This window comes from Vibrio chanodichtyis (genome assembly GCF_028863985.1).
GTDB lineage: Bacteria > Pseudomonadota > Gammaproteobacteria > Enterobacterales > Vibrionaceae > Vibrio > Vibrio chanodichtyis.
The window spans coordinates 67,642-87,341 of record NZ_JARBFT010000010.1 but is presented as its reverse complement, the minus strand read 5'-3'; the positions used below and the strand labels follow the sequence as shown (position 1 = coordinate 87,341).

Annotated in this window: 14 protein-coding genes and 3 pseudogenes; 11 read left to right on the top strand and 6 right to left on the bottom strand. The window is 41.6% G+C overall.

Features of this window, described 5'->3' with window-relative positions; all coding sequences use genetic code 11:
• Positions 1–76: 76 nt before the first annotated feature.
• From PUN32_RS10800 to PUN32_RS10765, 8 genes and pseudogenes are all read left to right on the top strand, one after another.
• Positions 77–2,089 (top strand): annotated as a pseudogene (locus PUN32_RS10800) (SNF2-related protein); the annotation flags it as partial.
• A gap of 106 nt (positions 2,090–2,195) precedes the next feature.
• Positions 2,196–2,345 (top strand): annotated as a pseudogene (locus tag PUN32_RS10795) (IS982 family transposase); the annotation flags it as partial.
• Between the two features lie 64 nt (positions 2,346–2,409).
• Positions 2,410–2,736: pseudogene (locus PUN32_RS10790) on the top strand (transposase); the annotation flags it as partial.
• Between the two features lie 230 nt (positions 2,737–2,966).
• The gene (gene rbsK / locus PUN32_RS10785) at positions 2,967–4,202 is read left to right on the top strand and encodes a ribokinase (RefSeq protein WP_274723108.1); all 1,236 of its coding nucleotides are present in this window, start codon (positions 2,967–2,969) and stop codon (positions 4,200–4,202) included.
• A gap of 32 nt (positions 4,203–4,234) precedes the next feature.
• Positions 4,235–5,167 (top strand): dihydrodipicolinate synthase family protein, encoded by a 933-nt coding sequence (locus PUN32_RS10780; RefSeq protein WP_274723107.1) that lies wholly within the window; start codon positions 4,235–4,237, stop codon positions 5,165–5,167.
• Between the two features lie 50 nt (positions 5,168–5,217).
• Positions 5,218–6,174: a tripartite tricarboxylate transporter substrate binding protein gene (locus PUN32_RS10775; protein ID WP_274723106.1), complete on the top strand. Its 957-nt coding sequence runs from the start codon at positions 5,218–5,220 to the stop codon at positions 6,172–6,174.
• A 93-nt stretch (positions 6,175–6,267) separates the two neighbouring features.
• Entirely contained in the window at positions 6,268–6,705 is a 438-nt protein-coding gene (locus PUN32_RS10770; RefSeq protein WP_274723105.1) for a tripartite tricarboxylate transporter TctB family protein, read from the top strand.
• A gap of 9 nt (positions 6,706–6,714) precedes the next feature.
• Positions 6,715–8,226 carry a tripartite tricarboxylate transporter permease gene (locus PUN32_RS10765; protein WP_274723104.1) on the top strand — a complete coding sequence of 504 codons (1,512 nt, stop codon included), beginning with the start codon at positions 6,715–6,717 and terminating at the stop codon, positions 8,224–8,226.
• A 140-nt stretch (positions 8,227–8,366) separates the two neighbouring features.
• Here the strand turns inward: PUN32_RS10765 and PUN32_RS10760 are convergent, their stop codons facing one another.
• The 3 genes from PUN32_RS10760 to PUN32_RS10750 all read right to left on the bottom strand — a co-directional run bounded on the left by PUN32_RS10760 (position 8,367) and on the right by PUN32_RS10750 (position 10,771).
• On the bottom strand, positions 8,367–8,777 hold the full coding sequence (locus PUN32_RS10760) for a type II toxin-antitoxin system YafO family toxin (protein WP_274723103.1): 411 nt from the start codon (positions 8,775–8,777) through the stop codon (positions 8,367–8,369).
• Positions 8,774–9,067, bottom strand: coding sequence for a type II toxin-antitoxin system Phd/YefM family antitoxin (locus PUN32_RS10755; protein WP_274723102.1), 294 nt, complete (start codon positions 9,065–9,067; stop codon positions 8,774–8,776). Before PUN32_RS10755 ends, PUN32_RS10760 begins: the two co-directional genes overlap by 4 nt.
• Positions 9,068–9,568: 501 nt before the next feature.
• Positions 9,569–10,771 carry a tyrosine-type recombinase/integrase gene (locus PUN32_RS10750; protein WP_274723101.1) on the bottom strand — a complete coding sequence of 401 codons (1,203 nt, stop codon included), beginning with the start codon at positions 10,769–10,771 and terminating at the stop codon, positions 9,569–9,571.
• A gap of 552 nt (positions 10,772–11,323) precedes the next feature.
• Here PUN32_RS10750 and PUN32_RS10745 point away from each other — a divergent pair.
• On the top strand, positions 11,324–14,344 hold the full coding sequence (locus tag PUN32_RS10745) for an EAL domain-containing protein (protein ID WP_274723100.1): 3,021 nt from the start codon (positions 11,324–11,326) through the stop codon (positions 14,342–14,344).
• A gap of 103 nt (positions 14,345–14,447) precedes the next feature.
• Here PUN32_RS10745 and PUN32_RS10740 read toward each other — a convergent pair whose 3' ends face one another.
• The gene (locus PUN32_RS10740) at positions 14,448–15,434 is read right to left on the bottom strand and encodes a sulfate ABC transporter substrate-binding protein (protein WP_274723099.1); all 987 of its coding nucleotides are present in this window, start codon (positions 15,432–15,434) and stop codon (positions 14,448–14,450) included.
• A 274-nt stretch (positions 15,435–15,708) separates the two neighbouring features.
• On the opposite strand from PUN32_RS10740, the gene PUN32_RS10735 reads away from it, so the two are divergent.
• The gene (locus PUN32_RS10735; RefSeq protein WP_274723114.1) at positions 15,709–15,924 is read left to right on the top strand and encodes a VF530 family protein; all 216 of its coding nucleotides are present in this window, start codon (positions 15,709–15,711) and stop codon (positions 15,922–15,924) included.
• Positions 15,925–15,973: 49 nt separating this feature from the next.
• On the opposite strand, the gene PUN32_RS10730 is transcribed toward PUN32_RS10735, so the two are convergent.
• Positions 15,974–16,405: an EamA family transporter gene (locus PUN32_RS10730; protein WP_274723098.1), complete on the bottom strand. Its 432-nt coding sequence runs from the start codon at positions 16,403–16,405 to the stop codon at positions 15,974–15,976.
• Between the two features lie 143 nt (positions 16,406–16,548).
• On the opposite strand from PUN32_RS10730, the gene PUN32_RS10725 reads away from it, so the two are divergent.
• A complete protein-coding gene (locus tag PUN32_RS10725) occupies positions 16,549–17,100 on the top strand; it encodes a sugar O-acetyltransferase (RefSeq protein WP_274723097.1) in 552 nt (183 codons plus the stop codon).
• A gap of 16 nt (positions 17,101–17,116) precedes the next feature.
• Here the strand turns inward: PUN32_RS10725 and luxN are convergent, their stop codons facing one another.
• Complete coding sequence (gene luxN / locus PUN32_RS10720; protein ID WP_274723096.1) at positions 17,117–19,699, bottom strand: quorum-sensing autoinducer 1 sensor kinase/phosphatase LuxN; 2,583 nt, start codon at positions 19,697–19,699, stop codon at positions 17,117–17,119.
• Position 19,700 lies beyond the last annotated feature (1 nt).

Genomic DNA, 19,700 nt, shown 5'->3' with positions numbered 1-19,700 from the left:
ATAGGAAGAGAGAAAAATGGTAGAGTCAGGTGATCGGAATAAACCGAAACGAGCGATCGCAATCACCGAAATACGCACAGACTCGAAAATTAGTGGAGCCTTGCTAGCTGATGACATGGGGTTAGGTAAGACTTTTATGGCCCTCTCAGCAATCGAACATATTTATCAACGACAACAAATTAGTGGTGAAACGAAGAAACCTACGTTGATAGTTGCTCCTTTGAGTTTATTGGAGAATTGGAAGGATGAGGTAGATAAAACCTTTAAACACTCACCATTCAAAGATGTGGTTATTTTGCAATCAGCCGCTGAGTTAAATGATTATCGCATGGCTGGCGTAGAGATTCGAGGCCAGAGCACATCTGATGATTGTTTAGAACCCAAATATTCTTTGAAAGTTGGGAAACACTTTGGTCTGAGCCGTTTAGATCTACCAGAGCGATTGGTTATCACTACTTATCAAACCTTGCGCGATTACCAGTTCTCCATGTGTTTGATTGATTGGGGGATCGTAGTTTTCGATGAAGCCCAGAACATTAAAAACCCAAATGCACTTCAAACTCGTGCAGCGAAAGGCCTAAAAGCTGATTTCAAACTAGTGGCTACGGGTACGCCTGTAGAAAACAGCTTAGCCGATTTTTGGTGTTTAATGGATACCGCTTGCCCAGGCCATCTGGGTAGCTATCAAGAATTTCGTGCTCGGTATATCTCACCAATTCTTAAAGCTGCTGGTGATGAAGTTGAAGAAATAAGAGCTAGGCTTGGAAGAGAACTTCGTATAGCTGTTGGGGCATTGATGCTGAGGCGCATTAAAGAGGACAACCTTAAAGGGTTACCTCTAAAACATATGTATGCTGGCGGAGAATTTGAAAACTGGAAGTATTTAGAAGAACTTAAGTCGACAATGGTTGGCTACCAGAGAGATGTTTACGAAGGGACTATTAGCAATCAACTCGAGAATGAAGAGAGTCACGCACTTACCACTTTGATGCGGCTAAGAGATAGTTCGCTACATCCTAGATTAAGTGATGGAGGTCGCCTTGATATTCCCAAAAATGCAAAATCAGCTAGAGCTTTATACGGAGAATCAGGAAAACTAGTTTCCTTGCTTGAGACTTTAGACAGAGTACGAAGCAAACAAGAAAAGTGCATTATTTTTGCGGTTAACAAACGATTGCAAAGTTTCTTAAGCGTGACTTTGGGGCAGATCTATAACCTAGGTCCGCTCTCAGTGATTAATGGTGATGCGAAAGCCGTAGCAAAGCATAAATCTATCCCAACTCGAAAATCAATGATTTCAGACTTCGAAGCGAAAGAAGGCTTTAATTTAATTGTAATGTCTCCAGTCGCGGCTGGTGTCGGTTTAACTGTGGTTGGTGCGAATCATGTGGTTCACTTAGAGCGGCACTGGAACCCGGCTAAAGAAGCTCAAGCGACGGATAGGGTTTATCGTATCGGACAGGAAAAAGAGGTTCATATCTACATCCCTCTGTTACATCACCCTGAATTTGAATCATTTGATGTAAACCTACATAGGCTACTTACCCAAAAAACGTTGCTGAAGGATGCTGTTGTTACACCAGAAGATGTTGTTCCACAGCCAGATGGTGTCGGGGGAGTCGTTTCTGGTGATTTGATTGATAAACGTATTACAGCGGCTGAACTTGATAAGTTAAGTTGGCAGCAATTTGAAGCGTTATGTTTAGAATTGCTGACAAAGATTACGGATAGTGAAAGCGCTTGGTTGACGAACAATGGTGCTGATCATGGTGCTGATGGTGTACTACTTAATAACAGCGGCAATATCTTGCTTCAGGTTAAGTTTACGCAACGACAATATGATGGTTATAAAGGGATACAGGAGATTCATTCTGCTAAACCTATTTATGAATCAGTAATGAGAAGTTCTTTTGAGCGTTTAATTTTTGTTACCAATTCACCTTTGTTAGCTAAGCGAACTCATGAAATTGCTGCCACATGTGGTGTTGAAGTTTTGGGCAGAACACAACTGTTGACCTACCTTGAAGAATATGAAATTACTCTAAAAGACCTTCTATCAAGGTTGGGGAAAGATCGATTAAGAGTTTAATTTCGTTAATTAACCTGAACTCGGGATAAAAATAGGTGGGAACTAAAAGCTGGCTCTGCGATCAGATCTTTCGACCAAGAAGGAAATCATCGCAGAGGAACCAGCTATGAAAAAGCTAACCGACTTATTTTGTCATGCCGACGATTTTTGTCAGTCTTTTATTCCCCAGTGGAAAAAATTTCAACTTGAATGCGGTGAGCGAAAGCGAAACAGTAAAGGACGCATATCTGAAAGTGAAATAATGACCATCATTATTGAGACTGTCCTGATTTCTGTGTAATTGTCTAAGCTTAAGTCTGAAAAGATTAAGGATAGACATTATGGATAAGAAAGCACTAGAAGCGTTTGCGCGTGAAGCAGCCAAGTCAATTAAGACAGAATCTGATCTGGATGACTTCCGTAAAATGCTAACTAAGGTGACCATTGAAACGGCGCTCAATGCTGAACTTGATGAGCACCTTGGCTATGAAAAACACACTTCTAAACCCAGTACCAATGCTCGCAATGGTTACTCATCAAAGTCGATCATCACTGATGATGGACATGTCCCGAGTGATGTACCTCGCGATCGAGAGGCAAGCTTTGAACCCCAGTTAGTTCGTAAGCATCAGATTCGATTCCAATCCATGGATGACAAGATCTTAAGCCAGTCCGTTATGTCAAAACGTGTTTGCTAAAGTAAATATCTCACCTTAAAAACGCGATTTTCTTATCAAAATCAGCAATAAATTCAAAACTATTGAGAATAAGCTCACACCAAATACTCTTTATTAGAGAGATTTTTGTTTGTTTTTGTTTATCTGTTTTTTGTTTGAATGCACTCCCATCCGTATATCCCCAAAATTAATAGAATGCAGTCATACAGTAAGGATGAGCTATGTACAAAGAAACGCGCCAAGAAAAGATTATTCAGTTACTGCGTAACGAAGGGCAAGCAAGTGTCTCTTTCCTTGCCTCTCATTTTGGCGTTACGAAAGAAACAATTCGTACCGATTTATCTCAACTCCAGGGTGATGGTTTGGTCGTTAGGCATCATGGGGGCGTTTCTTTGAAAAAACATCTTATGCAAAATGATTTATTACAGGGTGATAGTAATTTGGACATCCGTCATTTAATGCAAACTCATCACACGACTTATTCAACGCATAATCCAAGGGGAGTATCTTCAATGCCTATGTCAGGAAAAGTGTGTGTATTCGGTTCTTTCAATGTTGATATTGTCGCGAAAGTGAATCGATTCCCGAAAAATGGAGAAACACTGATAGCTAAAGAGACGACTTTTGGACCTGGTGGAAAAGGTGCAAATCAAGCGTTAGCAGCACATTCTGCTGGTGCACGAGTCCATTTTGCAACTAAGGTGGGTAAAGACCAATTTAACCAGTTCGCACGTAATCATTTTGATGCCTGTGGTATAGAGTCTGTTTCTCTCTATGAAGCAGAAACCACATCAACAGGTAGCGCAGTCATTTATGTTAATGATGATGGTGAAAATTTTATTGCCATCTGCCCTGGTGCAAATCACCTTGTTACCAGTGAAGAAGTCGCAGAGTTACTACCTTATATCAGTGGTTCAAAAGTACTACTTGTTCAGTTAGAAAATAATTTTGATGCAATTGATGGCGTGATGAAATTGGCGAAAGGGTTAAACGTTCAGGTAATTTTAAATCCTGCACCGTACTCGTCGGAAGTGGATAAATTTATTGCCAATGCTGATATTATTACTCCAAATGAAACAGAAGCATCACAGATTTCTGGTATAGAAATTACTGATATCGAATCAGCAAAAAAAGCTGCTGCTGTTATTCATGATAAAGGTGCGAAATTTATTATTATCACTATGGGGCGGTTGGGGTCCGTGCTATTTGACGGTGAACAATACGCTCATATCCCCGCATATAACGCAGTTGCGGTTGATACCACTGGCGCAGGAGATTCATTTAATGGCGCTCTTGCTGCTTCATTAGCAAAAGGAAAAACACTTCCTCAGGCTGCTCTTTATGCCACGGCTTTTGCGTCACTTGCAGTAGAAAGAGAAGGTGCTGCAAATATGCCCAATCATGTGTTAGTTGAAGCTCGTATGCTTCAGCAACAAATATCCATCAAAGTAATTTAATAACACATATTGCTTAATGTAGGACAAAGATAATGAAAAGTATTGAAGGAATTGTTCCGGTCATGCTAACACCATTTACTGACGAGAACGAAATTGATTACCAAGGGTTAGAAAATCTGATTAATTGGTATATCGATAATGGTGCCGATGCTCTGTTTGCCGTATGTCAATCGAGCGAAATGCTGTTCTTGTCTCTTGAAGAACGTGTTGCGTTGTCTCAATTTGTAGTCGATTACACGAATGGGCGAGTACCAGTTATCTCTTCTGGGCACATTTCTCCGGATATTGATGATCAAATCACGGAACTGAATGCGATTGCTAAGACCGGTATTGACGCATTGGTCTTAGTCTCGAATCGCTTAGATCCAAACAATGAAGGTACCGAAGTATTTCTGAACAATCTCAAACTATTAATGGATGCTCTGCCAGCAGATATGCCGTTAGGTCTTTATGAATGTCCGGCTCCATATCGGCGTCTGCTTACCGATGATGAGATTAAGTTCTGTGCTAACTCGGGGCGATTTGTTGTTCTGAAAGATGTTAGTTGTGATTTAGAAACCGTTAAGCGCCGAGTAAAACTTGTTGAAGGCACTCCTTTTGCAATTATCAATGCTAATGCGGCTATTGCTTATGAATCAATGCAACACGGTTCTAAAGGATTTAGTGGTGTATTTACTAATTTCCACCCAGATCTTTACCACTGGCTATATCACCATGCTTCAGATGCACCAGATTATGCAAAAAAATTATCGTGGTTCCTTTCCTTGAGTGCAGTGACTGAAACTCTTGGTTACCCAAAGAATGCCAAAGTGTTCCACCAACGTCTTGGTACTTTTAGATCCACGTATAGTCGGGCCACTGATGCTGATGTTCTGGAAAAATTTTGGGGACTTGGTGTCATTCTCGACCAAATAGCTGCTGCAGCTAAATCTGAGCGGGAAACAATAAAAGCAATAACTAAATAACTAGAAAAATTTAACTTCCTAAAACGTAAAACTATTACAGGAGTTCCATCATGAAACGAGCCCTACAACTCAGCCTGATCACTGCCACTATAATAGCTTCATCTTCAGCAATAGCTGCATGGCCAGAAAAACCTATTCAAATCATTGTGCCTTGGGGGGCCGGTGGTAACACTGATACCGTCGCACGTCTTGTCGCTGAAGGTTTACAGAAAAAACTTGGCGTCAATGTTAACGTTATTAATCGTACAGGTGGTGCAGGTGTAGTTGGCCATGATGCTATAGCAAAAGGTAAGACGGATGGTTATACCTTAGGTATTGCTACCGTTGAAATAGGGATGATGCACCACCAAGGAATTACCGATCTTAGCTACAAAAACTACACACCAATCACACGGTTAGCTGTAAACCTTGGTGGTATTCAAGTTGCTTCTAACTCGAAGTTTTCAAATATCAATGAACTGACGGATTACATTAAAGCACATCCTGGTGCACTTAAGGCATCGGGGAGTGGACTGAACTCTGGCTGGCACCTGAATCTTATCGGCATGTTGGACGCAATCGGGGTCGATTCTAATGCTGTGACTTACGTGCCTTCTGAAGGTTCAAGTTCAGCCTTAATGGAGTTGGTATCTGGTGGTATTGATTTTACAACATCTTCCCCTGGTGAAGCCAAGAGCATGGTAGATGCAGGTATGGTGAAAAACTTAGTGACGATGGCCGAAACTAATACTGGGCTTTATAAAGACATTCCTGTCTTCCAAGAAGCAACCGACTATAAATACAGCTTTTCTACATGGAATACGCTTGTTGCACCTGCAGGTATTCCAACCGAAGTTCAGGAAAAATTGATCGAAACAATGAAAGCAGTTTTTGCTGAAGGAAAACTTCAACAATTTGCGACTAAGCAAGGTTTTGAAGTTTATCCACTTTATGGTAATGACTTAGAAGCGTTCATGAAAAATGAAGATGAAACATATGGCAAGCTTATCGGTAAGCTGAAGAAATAACGGTCTTGAGTGGAGTTAAGCGCTCCACTCTATTACTGAGCAGACTGTGGCGTTCGTTACAGTTATTCATTTTGTGGAATTCGTAGGTGTTTTATGCGTTCATTACCACTGTCCCAATTTTTCATTGGTATTTTTGCCTTTGTAGTTCTTGTTGCAAGTGTTAGTCAGTATGGCGGCATTAGTCAATATGGTGCTGGATTTATGCCGACCATACTTAGTGCTTTATTACTCGCATTTACAGTTCTGGATGGTGTTATTCAATTCCGCCAACAGCCAAGAAAAATAAAATTTAGCTCAATGGAAATCAGGGCATTATTACTTGTTATTGTATCAATAGGACTTTTTATTTATCTGATTTCTTACTTGGGTTTTTTAATCTGCGCCTCTCTGATGTTATTTGTGCTTATGTGCCTGCGTAATCCGAAAAAACTTGTAATGAATGCAGTATTTTCAGTTGTCGCTTCTGGCTTCATTTACTACGTTTTTGGTCGCCTGCTAATGGTAGCGTTACCCGAAGGAATTTGGTTCTAGGAGGTCAACATGTCTGTTCTAATTAATGCATTTCAATATATTGATCTTAATGCCATTTTAGCAGTCACTGCTGCTGGACTTTTTGGATTGGTCGTAGGATCTATTCCAGGTTTAACCGCTACTATGGCGATAGCACTTATGGTTCCATTCACCTTTTTTATGGATCCAATTCCAGCTCTAGCGCTTATGATTTCTATTGGTGCGTCTTCTATTTATGCCGGTGATATTCCTGGAGCTTTACTCCGGATCCCAGGAACACCTGCATCAGCGGCCTATGTTGCTGACTCAAACGAACTGGTAAAACAAGGGAAACTTAATCGTGTCTTAGGTCTTGGGCTAACTAGCTCTGTTATTGGTGGAATTATTGGCGCTATTATCCTGATGATCGCTGCACCGATGTTGGCTAATTTTGCGTTAAAGTTCAGTTCTTATGAATACACTTGGCTCTCTTTGCTAGGTTTAACATGTGCAACACTGGTTGTTGGTAATCAACCTCTGAAAGGGATGGTCACTCTGTGTTTTGGGCTATTACTTGCATGTGTGGGTTACGATCAAATCACAGGGGTACCAAGATTTACTTTTGGTGAAGTTAGTATGTTACAGGGCATTAGCTTTATTCCTGCGATGATTGGTTTGTTTGCAATTTCTGGTGCTATTGAATATTACGCAGGTAAAATCACCAACAGAAAACAGGATGTGATTCCAACTCAATCAAGCTTTAATTTGTTTAAAGGCGTTCCTCGTACAATGTGGCGATTCAAGTTCAATATCTGCCGTAGTAGTATCCTAGGAACCTTAATTGGAGCCTTACCTGGTGCTGGTGCTGATATTGCTGCGTGGATCTCTTATGCACTATCACAAAAATTTTCCAAAAATCCAGAGAAGTACGGTAAAGGTTCAGAAGAAGCGATCATTGATGCTTCTTCAAGTAATAATGCAAGTCTAGCCGGAAGCTGGATTCCATCACTAGTGTTTGGTATTCCCGGTGACTCGGCAGCAGCGATCATCATCGGTGTGCTGTACATGAAAGACATGAATCCTGGGCCAACGCTATTCTTGTTTCAGCCAGAAAAGCTCTATGCTGTGTTTATTTTGTTTTTTATTGCTAACCTTGCTCTGATTCCACTTGCGATGTTAGTGGTTAACTTTATTAAACGAGTTATTTTTATTGATAAAGCCATTCTTTATCCCATCATCATTATATTCAGTACAGTGGGATCATTTGCTATCAATAACTCTCTATCATCGATTGTTGTTATGTTAGGAATGGGAGTCGTTGGTTATCTAATGCAGCGCGCTCAATACCCGATCTCACCCATCATTCTTGGTATGATCTTGGGGCCTATGTTGGAAAAAAACCTGCTATCTTCAATGATCAAATCTAACGGTAATTTACTGGCATTTATTGAAAGACCTGTGTCTATGGTACTGGCTTCTTTCTTTATTTTGGTTGTCGTGATACAGATTCGGTCAGTTGTTAAATCGTTTAGCACTGTCAAACAACATTCTTTTTCTAACTGATGGAAAAATTTCAGCCTAGAGTAATACCGTTCGCTGAAGATAAACGGTATTACTCTTCCGGCGCTTAGTGATTCCCCTCGCAACCAAGGAGTCACTATGAACCTATTGAGGCTTGTGACACAACTATGGACAAAAGCGATTTAGAATTGCAGCCTAAATTTTTCAGCTATCAAGCCTAAGTTATGCATGATAGTTCGATTACGGGCTTGCTCATGAGCGTCTGGTGCAAGGATAGCAATTAACAGAAAACAACGAAGATCATTCCAGCCTTGACAATACACTAAGTGCTTATCACTAGTTTGGTAAAATTGGATTGAACTTAAGAACGGTGCATCACTAGAAGCTAAGTGAATGTGCTTCACTTCCTCTGACTTCAATATTGGTAGTGTGTTGGGATGATCATAAGCTTCATCTCGACCAAAAAAATCTGGTTTTTGACCAGTTTCCTTATAGTGCCTAAAGTCTTTAGTCAAAGATTGAAGCTCACTTTCAGTAAGTGAATCAATTAAGATTTTATGCTTAAAAATTCTAACATTTAATAACTTACTCACTCTTGAAACTCACCTAAAATACTCTCATCAAGGTTTGTTAATGCTTGAGCATTCAGATGAGCAATGACTTCTAAGCGAGCACTCATTGGCCTAAATGATGAAACAAAGTTAGCATTCTTGCCTTCTAAAGCTTTCATCAGCCCTTCAAAAAAAATGGCGCTCATCATATAACCAGCCGGCTCATTGTTTGATAAAACCACAACGGGCTCCCCTGATAAGCAATCTTTAAAATGCTTTCTAGCTTCACTTGATGACACTGCTTTTTCTGCATAAATTATACTTGTTTTCATAATACACCTGAGCACTTTATTATGTACTTAACATTGTACCTTGTTGTTGCATATTTGTACAGAACCAAGTTGATTGAAGCGTGTGCTGTCACGAAATGAGGTACTAGATGAAAGTTTCTATTCAATTGGCATACCCAGCATACGTCCTAGTAATCCTTTCATTGACTGGCATCGACCCCATGTTGGTGATTGGAGCAAAATAGAAGTGGTCCCCAATTTTGCTTAGCCAACGACATTCAGTATTAAGCCTTCTTTTATTGGTCTAAGCCAGATGTGGTGCAAACCCTATTTCCTATCGTACTTGATGAGCCGCATGCATCATCAGCAACCATTTACGTAATGGCATGTACGCTGAGCAGCCAGTAAACCTCAGTACTGCACAAATTAATATTGGATGGACTCATTGCAATGATCCATTGGTTTAATTACCGCCGGCGGATCAACAAATTAAGGAGTTAGACCATGTGTTCAACCATCGGGGGCAACTTTTCGTATAATCCTTTATTTATTTGAATTGACGATAAAATCACTCCACCAGCTCATGATCTCTTTTCGCTGTTCAAAAAAGTCTGAGCGGTTGTAACTAGCCCGTGTTTCATTTTGATCTGCATGAGATAAACATGCTTCGATGTGTAATGTATTGAAACCTTGTTCATGTAGTGTAGTAGAAGCAATTGCTCGTAGTCCATGGGCAACAAGCTCTCCTTTAAAGCCGAGACTGCGCTTGAGAGCGGCATTAGCCGTAAATACGCTTATGTGACTATTTGGATCACGTTCTCCTGGGAAGACAAATTCTTTACCTTTACTTTGAGGGCTTACTTTTAACAAAATCTCAATAGCTTCGTCTGATAGGGGAACTTTGTGCTCCTTTCTACGCTTCATTTCAGACGCGGGAATAGTCCAGCATTTATTTTCTAAATCAATGTCTTTCCAGCGTGTTCTAGCTGCTTCTTTGGGCCTTGCTATTGTATATAGTTGCCATAGCAATAAATACTTAGTCTTATCTTGAATTTTCTTGTTACTTTCTAATCTTGAGAGAAATACCCCGAGAGTTTCAGGTCGTATTGTGGCCATATGTTTAACATCATGCCTTTCAAATGCATTTATCATTCTGGTTAGTGGGTTTGCATTGACAATCCCGCTATCGACACCATATTCCATAATCTGATTTAGTGACTGGCAAATACGTTTAATGGTTGAAAGCTTTTGAGCTTGTTCTAGAGGACGAAGAATTAGGATCGTATCTCTGCGAGTAATTTCCTCAACAGGGATATTACCAAGCCTGGGTAGTGCGTATTTTTCCAGTGTACGCCAAATTCGTTCGGCGTGGGCAGCGCTGATGGTTTTCTTCTTTCTTTCGAACCATAGCTGAGCAATATGAAGAAAAATACTTGATTCTCTTCTTTCTGCTTCTTGCTTTAGTTTTTTAAGTTGTTGCTTTGGGTCTACACCATTTGCCACTTGGTTCCGGTGCTCCTGTGCGATTTTTCTTGCATCAGCGAGAGTTAGTTTGGGATATGAACCAAGAGAAATTTTTTTAACCTTGCTAGTTACGGGGTCACAGTATCGGAACTGCCACGACTTAGTGCCATTTGGCCTGATACGAATGTTCAATCCATTGCCGTCAGCCAGGATATATTCTTTATCTTTAACAGGGGTGTTTTTAATTTCACGGTCGGTCAATCTTATTGTTGATTTGGGCATGTGATCTCCTCGATGGCTGTTCCTCAATTATACAGTGGTTCTATTCCATGGGGTACAACATGGGGTACAAAAAATCGTGGATATAGTGAAATGAACTGGGATGTTACTATATGAAAATGTGCGTTAAGTTCATGTTTTTATTAGTATAAATTAAATTTAATTAAACGTCTTGGAATGTCATCGCGGTAGACCAGGAAACCACTGAATTTTGTTATTAACCATTTGAATTTATTGCCTTTAATTTTTGGTTGTTAGCTGATGGGGTATTAGGTGAGGTACTAAAAAATAAAATAAGTATTATTGGGTACCAAAGGTATTTCGCACACCGCTTATCAGCACAACAGCATTGATGTGATCATCTTAACATTTTATTCGTGGGACTAAAACGTCAGGCAGTCAGTAGCAAAAGCAAACGTTCTCACCAGGGTAGAGCTTGATCTTAGTTTTGCGAGTGAAGATTTGTTTTTTCGTCATGCTGAACATAGGATGGAACTTTATGATCCCCCTACGTTATGCCTTATAAAATAAGGGATTAGTATGGATATGGCGAATATGAAAACATCATACAATTCAGTTGTTCCCAGCTCTCGCCCGACGATTGGCGTTATTTTACCCATGCTAAGTGGCTTTTATATGGGCGAAATCAACGCTACCTTACGTTGTATGGCTAAGCAGCATAATGTCAATCTGCTCTTTATTCGCAGTGGTGAAAAGCGCGATTTCGATCTGCCGATTGGCATTGAGCACCTTGACGCGTTACTTGTGGTGCTACACGCGGCTTCTTCTGCTTTGGTAGAGCGTTTTCTCGCACAAGATATTCCAGTGCTATCAATTGGTGCCAGTTATGCTCCGCTCGCGGTTGAGCAATTTGAGAGCCGGCAGAGTGATGGGGTAGTATTACTGTACCAATGGCTGATGGAACAAGGACATAGCAGAATTGGCTTTTGTGGCGACCTTTCCGTGAATGATGTCCGCTCTCGTTTAAAAGGATATCAGTCGGCGGTTTATCAGCATCATGGTCAGTTTAATGTCGATGATTTATTTTGTGTCAGCAACTGTTCGTTAGCCGGTGGTCGAGAAGCTGCGGTTGAGTTTATGCGGCGTAAGGCTCAATGTACCGCCATCATTTGTGCCACTGACCACAATGCGATCGGTTTAATTGAGCAACTTAAGCATCAACATGTCGATGTGCCTCGCGAGGTCGCGGTGGTTGGGGTTGATAATATTTTTATGGGTCAACAAGTGACGCCGCCACTCACGACCCTAGATCAACAATTAGAATGTCTGATCCAAACGGCATTTTTGCGCGCGCTGCAAAGAATTTCCGGTGCACCTTTTTCTCGTCATATTCATCTCGTTGATCAAAAGCTCATCATTCGTCAATCATGTGGTAATCGTCATGCTGCACAACAAACACCGGACAATGTGGCTTCAATCAGGCATCACCTACTGGATTTAGACGGTCGCACGCCAGCCGAAGTGTTCGAAAATTTTTATTCACAAGCTCAGAATGGCTTTCAATCTATTTTAGATGCTCATAGTTTGTACGGTAATCAGCTGGAATGGGCTTGTTTAGCACAGAGTGATAATGGGCTTATTCGAGTGGAAAGCTGGGTGAAAAAGGGCATGACCAAACCCGTTCATGCCCTATCGACTATGGATGCGGCTGGTCCAATCACTGAGTTTCCTTTTATTCATACCCATGACCATTTTGTGGCAACGGTGATCCCGATTTTTACCGGCAGGCAGCAGAGCTGGCAGCTTATCACGGTGGTGGATGATTTAAGCCAACCACAGCATATTGCAACGCAATATGTGTTTAATAATTATTTAGATATGTTGGCGCTGTTTATTGAACGGGATGCGCTTTTAAAAACCAGTACCCTGCGTCAGTTGGATTCCAAACAATTATTGCAGCAACTAAAAGTAGTTTCTAATAGTTCAAATGATGGGATTTGGCAATGGGATCTGAACCAACATGTGGTGCGCTTTAACCAGCGTTTAATCAATATGTTAGGTTATAAACAGTGGACACCAGAACATGATGTCGATGTTGAAAGCTTATTTGAGTTGATCCATGAAGAGGATTTATCGGCTTTTGAGTCGCAAATTGATCGCCACTTAAATAGCGATGCTCCATTTAAAATTGAATTTCGGTTGCGTCATCATGATCAACGTTACTTGTGGGTGTTGGCAAGTGGTGCAATTGTATATAGTGAGCAGCAAAGGGTAAGGCAGTTTATTGGTTCAATGACCGATATTACCAACCAGAAAGAGAACGTAGAAAAAATCCATCGTATGGCGTATTTCGATGCGCTGACTGGTCTTGGTAACCGGCGTAAAATTCGCGAGGAGATTGCGACCAGTATTCGTCATTTCCCTCAGCAGCGTTTTGCTTTGATGTTAATGGATTTAAATCGCTTCAAGCTGATTAATGATTCTTTTGGCCATCATGTGGGAGATGCTCTGTTATGCCATGTCTCGCAGGCTTTATTGGCGACGCTGGAAAAGCAACATAGTGCGGCGCGTCTTGGCGGTGATGAGTTTTTGGTCTTTTACCCTATCGAGAGACCAGTCCAAGCGATTGAATTAGCTAGCCAAATTTTACGGGCTATCGAAAAGCCGATGTGTCATGAGGATATTGTGCTAACCAGTCAAGCTAGTATTGGTATTGCCTTTTATCCGGAAGATGGTCATGAGATTGATGATTTGATCAAGTGTGCCGATGCTGCGATGTATCAGGCGAAACGTCTCGGTGGCCGAAAAGTGGTTCAGTACAGTAACCAAATGCAGCTAGACGCTCAAAGTACCGTCAAGGTTGAGTATTATCTCAATTTGGCGATCGCAAGGGATGAACTAGAAGTACATTATCAACCTCAATTGTGCAGTCAATCGCAACAGGTGATGGGTGTTGAAGCCTTAGCAAGATGGAATAGTCCACAACTCGGTCAAGTATTACCGGAACAATTTATTTCAATCGCTGAAAACTCAGACATGATCAATAAATTGGGAGATTCGATTTTACATCGCGTCTGTCGTGATATTCAAAGTTCGGCATGGTTAAGATCGCTTAAGCATATCGCCATCAATATAAGTGCTAAACAGTTGATCCGGCGTAGTTTCGCTGATGAGTTACTACAAACCATTTTGCAATATCAACTGCCGTTGTCACTGTTCTGTATTGAAATTACTGAAACCGCCGCGATACAACAGTATGAACTCTGTATTTCGTCACTGAATAAGCTTCGGGAGGCGGGAGTCACGATATCATTGGATGATTTTGGTACCGGCTTTTCCTCGTTATCAATGTTAAAAATGCTGCCACTCAATGAAATAAAAATTGATCGGTCATTTATTTCTGATTTGGGTGACGATCCTGCTCAACTGAATTTTGTTGGGCACATGATTGGTATGGGGCGTAGTCTAGGCTATGAAATTGTTGTCGAGGGTGTTGAAACTCAGGAGCATGTCCAGCATCTGAGCGGGTTTGGTTTAATGGGTTTACAAGGTTATTATTTTAGTCGTCCACGCCCATTAAGCGATCTCGAGCAGCAGTACAAAGTCATCACGTAGTGAATCAAAATTAATAAACTAACAGTATTATTATTTCTAACCATAGAACCAAGGGAGCACAATAATGCTCCCTTGGTCACCTATCAATCGATGATGAATTGCCTCAGCGTTGGCTTATTTGATCGAATATCCCACCTTGTGTGAAATGTTTTTCATGGGCATTTGCCCATCCGGAAAATTGATCAATAGTAAATAGTGTTAATTCTGGAAATTGATGGGCATATTTTAAAGCGATATTTTTATCACGGGGGCGATAAAAGTTTTTAGCGGCAATTTCTTGTCCGGCTGGGGAGTAAAGATAGCTAAGGTATGCTTCCGCGATGGTTCGGGTGCCTTTTTTATCAACCACTTTATCGACAATAGAGACGCTAGGTTCGGCTAAGATGGAAATGCTCGGAATGACAATCTCAACATTGCTATTGCCGAGTCGATTAATGGCTAATAACGCTTCATTTTCCCAAGCAATTAAAACATCACCAAGACCTCTTTCAATAAAAGTATTCGATGCACCTCTTGCTCCGGTATCAAGCACTTTTACGTTGTTGTAGAGTGATTTGATAAATTGTTTAGCATAATTTTCGTCATTATTGCTGGTTTGTAATGCATAGCCCCAAGCGGCTAAATAATTCCAACGGGCACCACCAGAAGTTTTGGGATTAGGCGTGATAATATCGATATTTTGTTGGGTTAAATCACTCCAGTCGTGAATGTTTTTGGGATTACCTTTACGGACCAGAAAAACAATGGTTGAGGTATATGGGGCAGAATTATACGGTAGGCGGGATTGCCAGTTTTGGGCGATTTTCCCAGCATTAACTATTGCATCAATATCTTGAGCTAGTGCCAGCGTCACCACATCAGATTCAATCCCGTTCATCACCGAAATCGCCTGTTTGCCAGAGCCACCATGAGATTGATTGACCTTGATTGGTTGATGATTTTGCTGTTTCCAATAAGCCGTAAACACCGAATTGTACTCTTGATAAAGTTCACGAGTCGGATCATAGGAAACATTGAGCAAAGTGATTTCTTTGGCGGTGACGATGTGAGCAAAAGTGAGCGCAGTGAGTGTTAATAGTAATGTCCGCATATCAAATATCCTTATCGGTAACGGTTGCCGATAAATTAACATGCACTTTATTTATAAATCACAGCTTTTATCTGCTTTCATATTCCTTATAGTTATATATCTATCCGCAAATCTGAGTGAGCAGTGTGTTGTATGAGGTTATTGTGCGAGGAAATATCGCTATCATGGTCATACCAAGCTTGGTTGTCTGGTACAATGCTGGCCATATTAAGCCATCGCTTTCAATGCTGTGCAAAGTATCACGATGGCGCTTACCACTACCGAGAATCATTTGATGCATCAACAAATCAATAATCCGCTGCACGGTTTGAGTTTAGAAAAAATTGTCACACGACTGGTTGAGCATTATGGCTGGCCCAGACTACATCAACAGATTGCGATTAACTGCTTTGCCAACGATCCATCGATCAAGTCATCATTAAAATTTTTGCGTAAAACTCCATGGGCGAGAGAGAAAGTTGAGGCGCTGTATGTCAGCACCTTTGTTTAAGTTACTTTTGGCGTAAGTTATTTTCGGCTCAAGTTACTTCAGGCTTAAGCTACTTTTGCCATGCGACTAAGATCACGCCCACGGTGATCAATAGGATACCGAGCCAATTAGTACGGCTTAACTGTTCGCCGAGTAGTAGCACGCCAAAAATGGCGACTAACACCACACTCAGTTTATCGACCGGAGCGACGTTGGATACTTGGCCAAGGCTCATGGCACGGAAATAACACAGCCATGAAGCGCCAGTAGCGATGCCAGATAGCACTAAAAAAGTGAGCCCTTTGGGGGAAATGGCGGAGATCGATTGAAACTGTTTGGTAAAAAATGCGATAGCGCCGACCAGAACCAAGATCACACAGGTACGGATAAAAGTGGCAAAGTCGGCATTAATGGTATTGACGCCAAATTTAGTAAAAATTGCCGTAAGTGCTGCGAAAAAGGCAGAAAGTAGCGCCCAAAATAGCCAAGAGGTTTGAAGCATAAATGGCTCATCCTAACGTGATGCTGCTGACAGCAATCGATTAAAAATAGAAGTTTTTCATCGCGATGTTACGCTTTTATGCTAAATAATACAAAAAGTTAGTATGGTGCCATTAAGGTGGTGATTGTTTAGGATTAATATTAATGACAGAAAAAGAAAAAATGCTCTCTGGTGAGTACTATGATCCCAGTGATGCTGAGTTAGTGAAGCTGCGTCTCAACGCTCGTTTACAAACCGAACAACTGAATCAAACCAGTGTTAGTCAGGCCGAGCAAAGGGTCGCAATCATTAAATCACTATTTGGTAGTACCGGTCAGTCAATTCATATTGAATCGACGTTCAATTGCGATTATGGCGTCAATATTCATGTCGGTGAAAACTTTTATGCTAATTTTGGCTGCGTTATTTTAGATGTTGCTGAAGTGCGCATTGGTAATAACTGTTTTATCGCGCCTCAGGTGGGAATTTATACCGCGACTCATCCGATCGACCCAATCCAAAGAAACAGTGGATTAGAGTATGGTAAACCGGTGACGATCGGCGATAACTGCTGGATTGGAGGTCATGCCACCATCAATCCTGGTGTGACGTTAGGCAATAATGTGGTCGTAGCCTCGGGTGCGGTGGTTACCAAGAGTTTTGCTGACAATGTCGTGATTGGTGGTAACCCCGCAAGGGTGATCAAACGGATCTAGCCTTGCTGGGGTCGTGTTAAGTTAGTGAAGATGTAAAAATTGATTGGTCAGCGCGAGGTGATATTTTATCTGACTGATTTTTATCGAGCCAATGGTTGAGCAATTCACGTAGCGCTTGCAAGGAAGTGGGTTTTTCTAAGCGGCCATCCATTAATTGATTAATCATCTCTAGTTCACGTTCGCCTGATTCACCTGATAGTGCAATGATTGGGGTATCGGGCGAGTGAAATTTAATCACTTGGCTAGCATCAAAACCATTCATTACTGGCATTTGTACATCCATTAAGATCAAATCAATCTGATGAGCTTTAAATATCTCTATCGCATTTTGGCCATTATTGGCTTGTAAACAGTTTACTCCCAGTTGTTGTAAATACATTTGTACCAATGCTCGTTGTACTTGCTTATCGTCAACAATCAGCACCGTCGGCACTTGGCGATTGATGGGGATGGGTTGTGGAGTGGTTTCCGTTTGATATTCAGTATTGGTTTGATTTTGCGGCCAATCGTTACAATAGGCGCTTCGCAGTGACTCGGCGCTAGGGGCATTGGGCACAATCGGAAAAAACAGGTGAAATTCAGTAAATTCGCCCAGTTTAGAGTTACATTCAATACGACCACCAAATGAGCGCATCACCCGCTGACAATAACCCAGCCCTAAGCCGCTACCCCCTCTTTTTTGGTAAGAGAAAAAGTCGTCGAAAATCTTATGTGAGATGCTTTCGTCAATGCCTGGTCCTGAATCTCGAAAGATCAACACGTTTTCATAGGCTCCGATGTGAGTGGTGATCTCAATTTGACTGTTTGGATAAGCGTCAAAATAATAGGTCGCGTTGCGTATCAGATTGAAAATCACAAAATTAAATAAAGTTTCATTCAGATTTGCCACAAAATCAGCCTGTTGTGGTAAATGAATTCGTTCAATAATCTGCTCATTTTCAAAACCGTAGCGGCTTACCGCTTGGCCGACCGCTTGATGAATTGACGTCATGGCAATCGGTTCATGCTCTGGTGAGCTATCACTGACTTCGCGCAAAATGATGTCAATCAGTTGTCGTCCCCGTTGAATGGCAATTAAGCCATTCTCAATATCCTGTTTGATTTGTGGAGTGGGTGCTTGATGATTGATGTGTTGCTTTACAATTTCAAAATGCAATTGTACTTGTGCGAGTGGGTTACGCATTTCATGGGCAATCGAGTGGGCCAGCGCTCGACTTTGGCGAATCCGTCGATCGGCTTCAATGGTGCTTTGCACTCGCGTCAATAAAGTCTGTAATGCAGAGATCTCTTCGTTAGAGAACATTTGATTGTTGATTTTATGCTGCGAGACCAATAAATGGGTGACTGACTTACCTTGGCCGAATAATGGCATGACTAAGGCGGTGTTGTTAGCGCTCATCTGGTCATATAACGCTTTGATCGAGCCTTTAGTCGCCAGGTTGTAATCCAATTGCTGGGAAAGCTCATCAAACACCAACACCGATTGGCTCGATGACAGGTAGTTTTCATAGAAGTTTTCATTGTTGTTGCTATTGACCAAGCGCAATTTGTCATCAGGAATTTGCAGTAGGTTGCCTAGGCGCTGCATCGCATCATCGATTGAGCGCTTGAAGTCCTCTTCTAGTGCCAAAATTTGCTGTACTGGGGTTTGCTGATTGCGATAGATAAACAGTGAGGCATAGCGGCTGACACGTTTGTAGAGCAGATCCCAAGTAATGCCAATCACGGCACAAATGGGTAGCACAACTAGCCACTGGTAGCTATCGGTGAGAGGAATGAAAATTGCGCCGAACGGTATGGCTAAAATTGCACAAGCTAATAGTGCATTAAGACCAAGGTAAGCAAGGTATTTGCCACTGTAAAAACGTGAGTTGAGTAGGGCGTAACCAACAAACATCATTTCACTGATCGAGAGTGCGGGAGGCAACCAAGTGAGTGAGAAATCGCCCATAAAATAGGTCATGCCAAGGTGAATCGTTGCGGTAGAGAGCATGAACACCAAGATGCCCAAGATCATGTAGTTAGTTTTGGCTAGGGTCAATTTACTGCCATTGGCGCGCATTGCTACGAGATTAATCAGTGTCAGAACGACAAAACTGAGCAATCCAATAAAGAAGAATGGTGTATGCGGACCAAATTCGATAACGAATTGACTTGGGCCGCTAATTTCAACATGTTCAACGGTTAAACCTGGCGTGAAATTAATATATAGCGAATAGATGGAGAGGCTGACAAAAATCGCTTGTTGCCATCGATAAACCTGACCATTACGTTGCTCGGCCGCAAGCTGGCAAGAGAAGTAGTAAGCAAACGCAAACGCAAAGAAAGAGGCAAGATTGGCAAATTTGGCGGCGAATATACCCGCCGCTGCCCCTAACTCGGGCAGCAAATCGGTATGAAAATAGGCGTTACTGGCGATCCACGCGACAATACACACGGAATAAGCGATGTAAGGCATATTGTGCGTGCCAATGATCGCTTCATTTTTTTGCTTAAGGCGATAGCAATAGTAGATTAGCCACACTGCGACGATGGCAACGGTAGCCAAAAGGGTGATGGCTTTGGCATAGATCAGCGCCTCTAAACGGAGATTAAACATG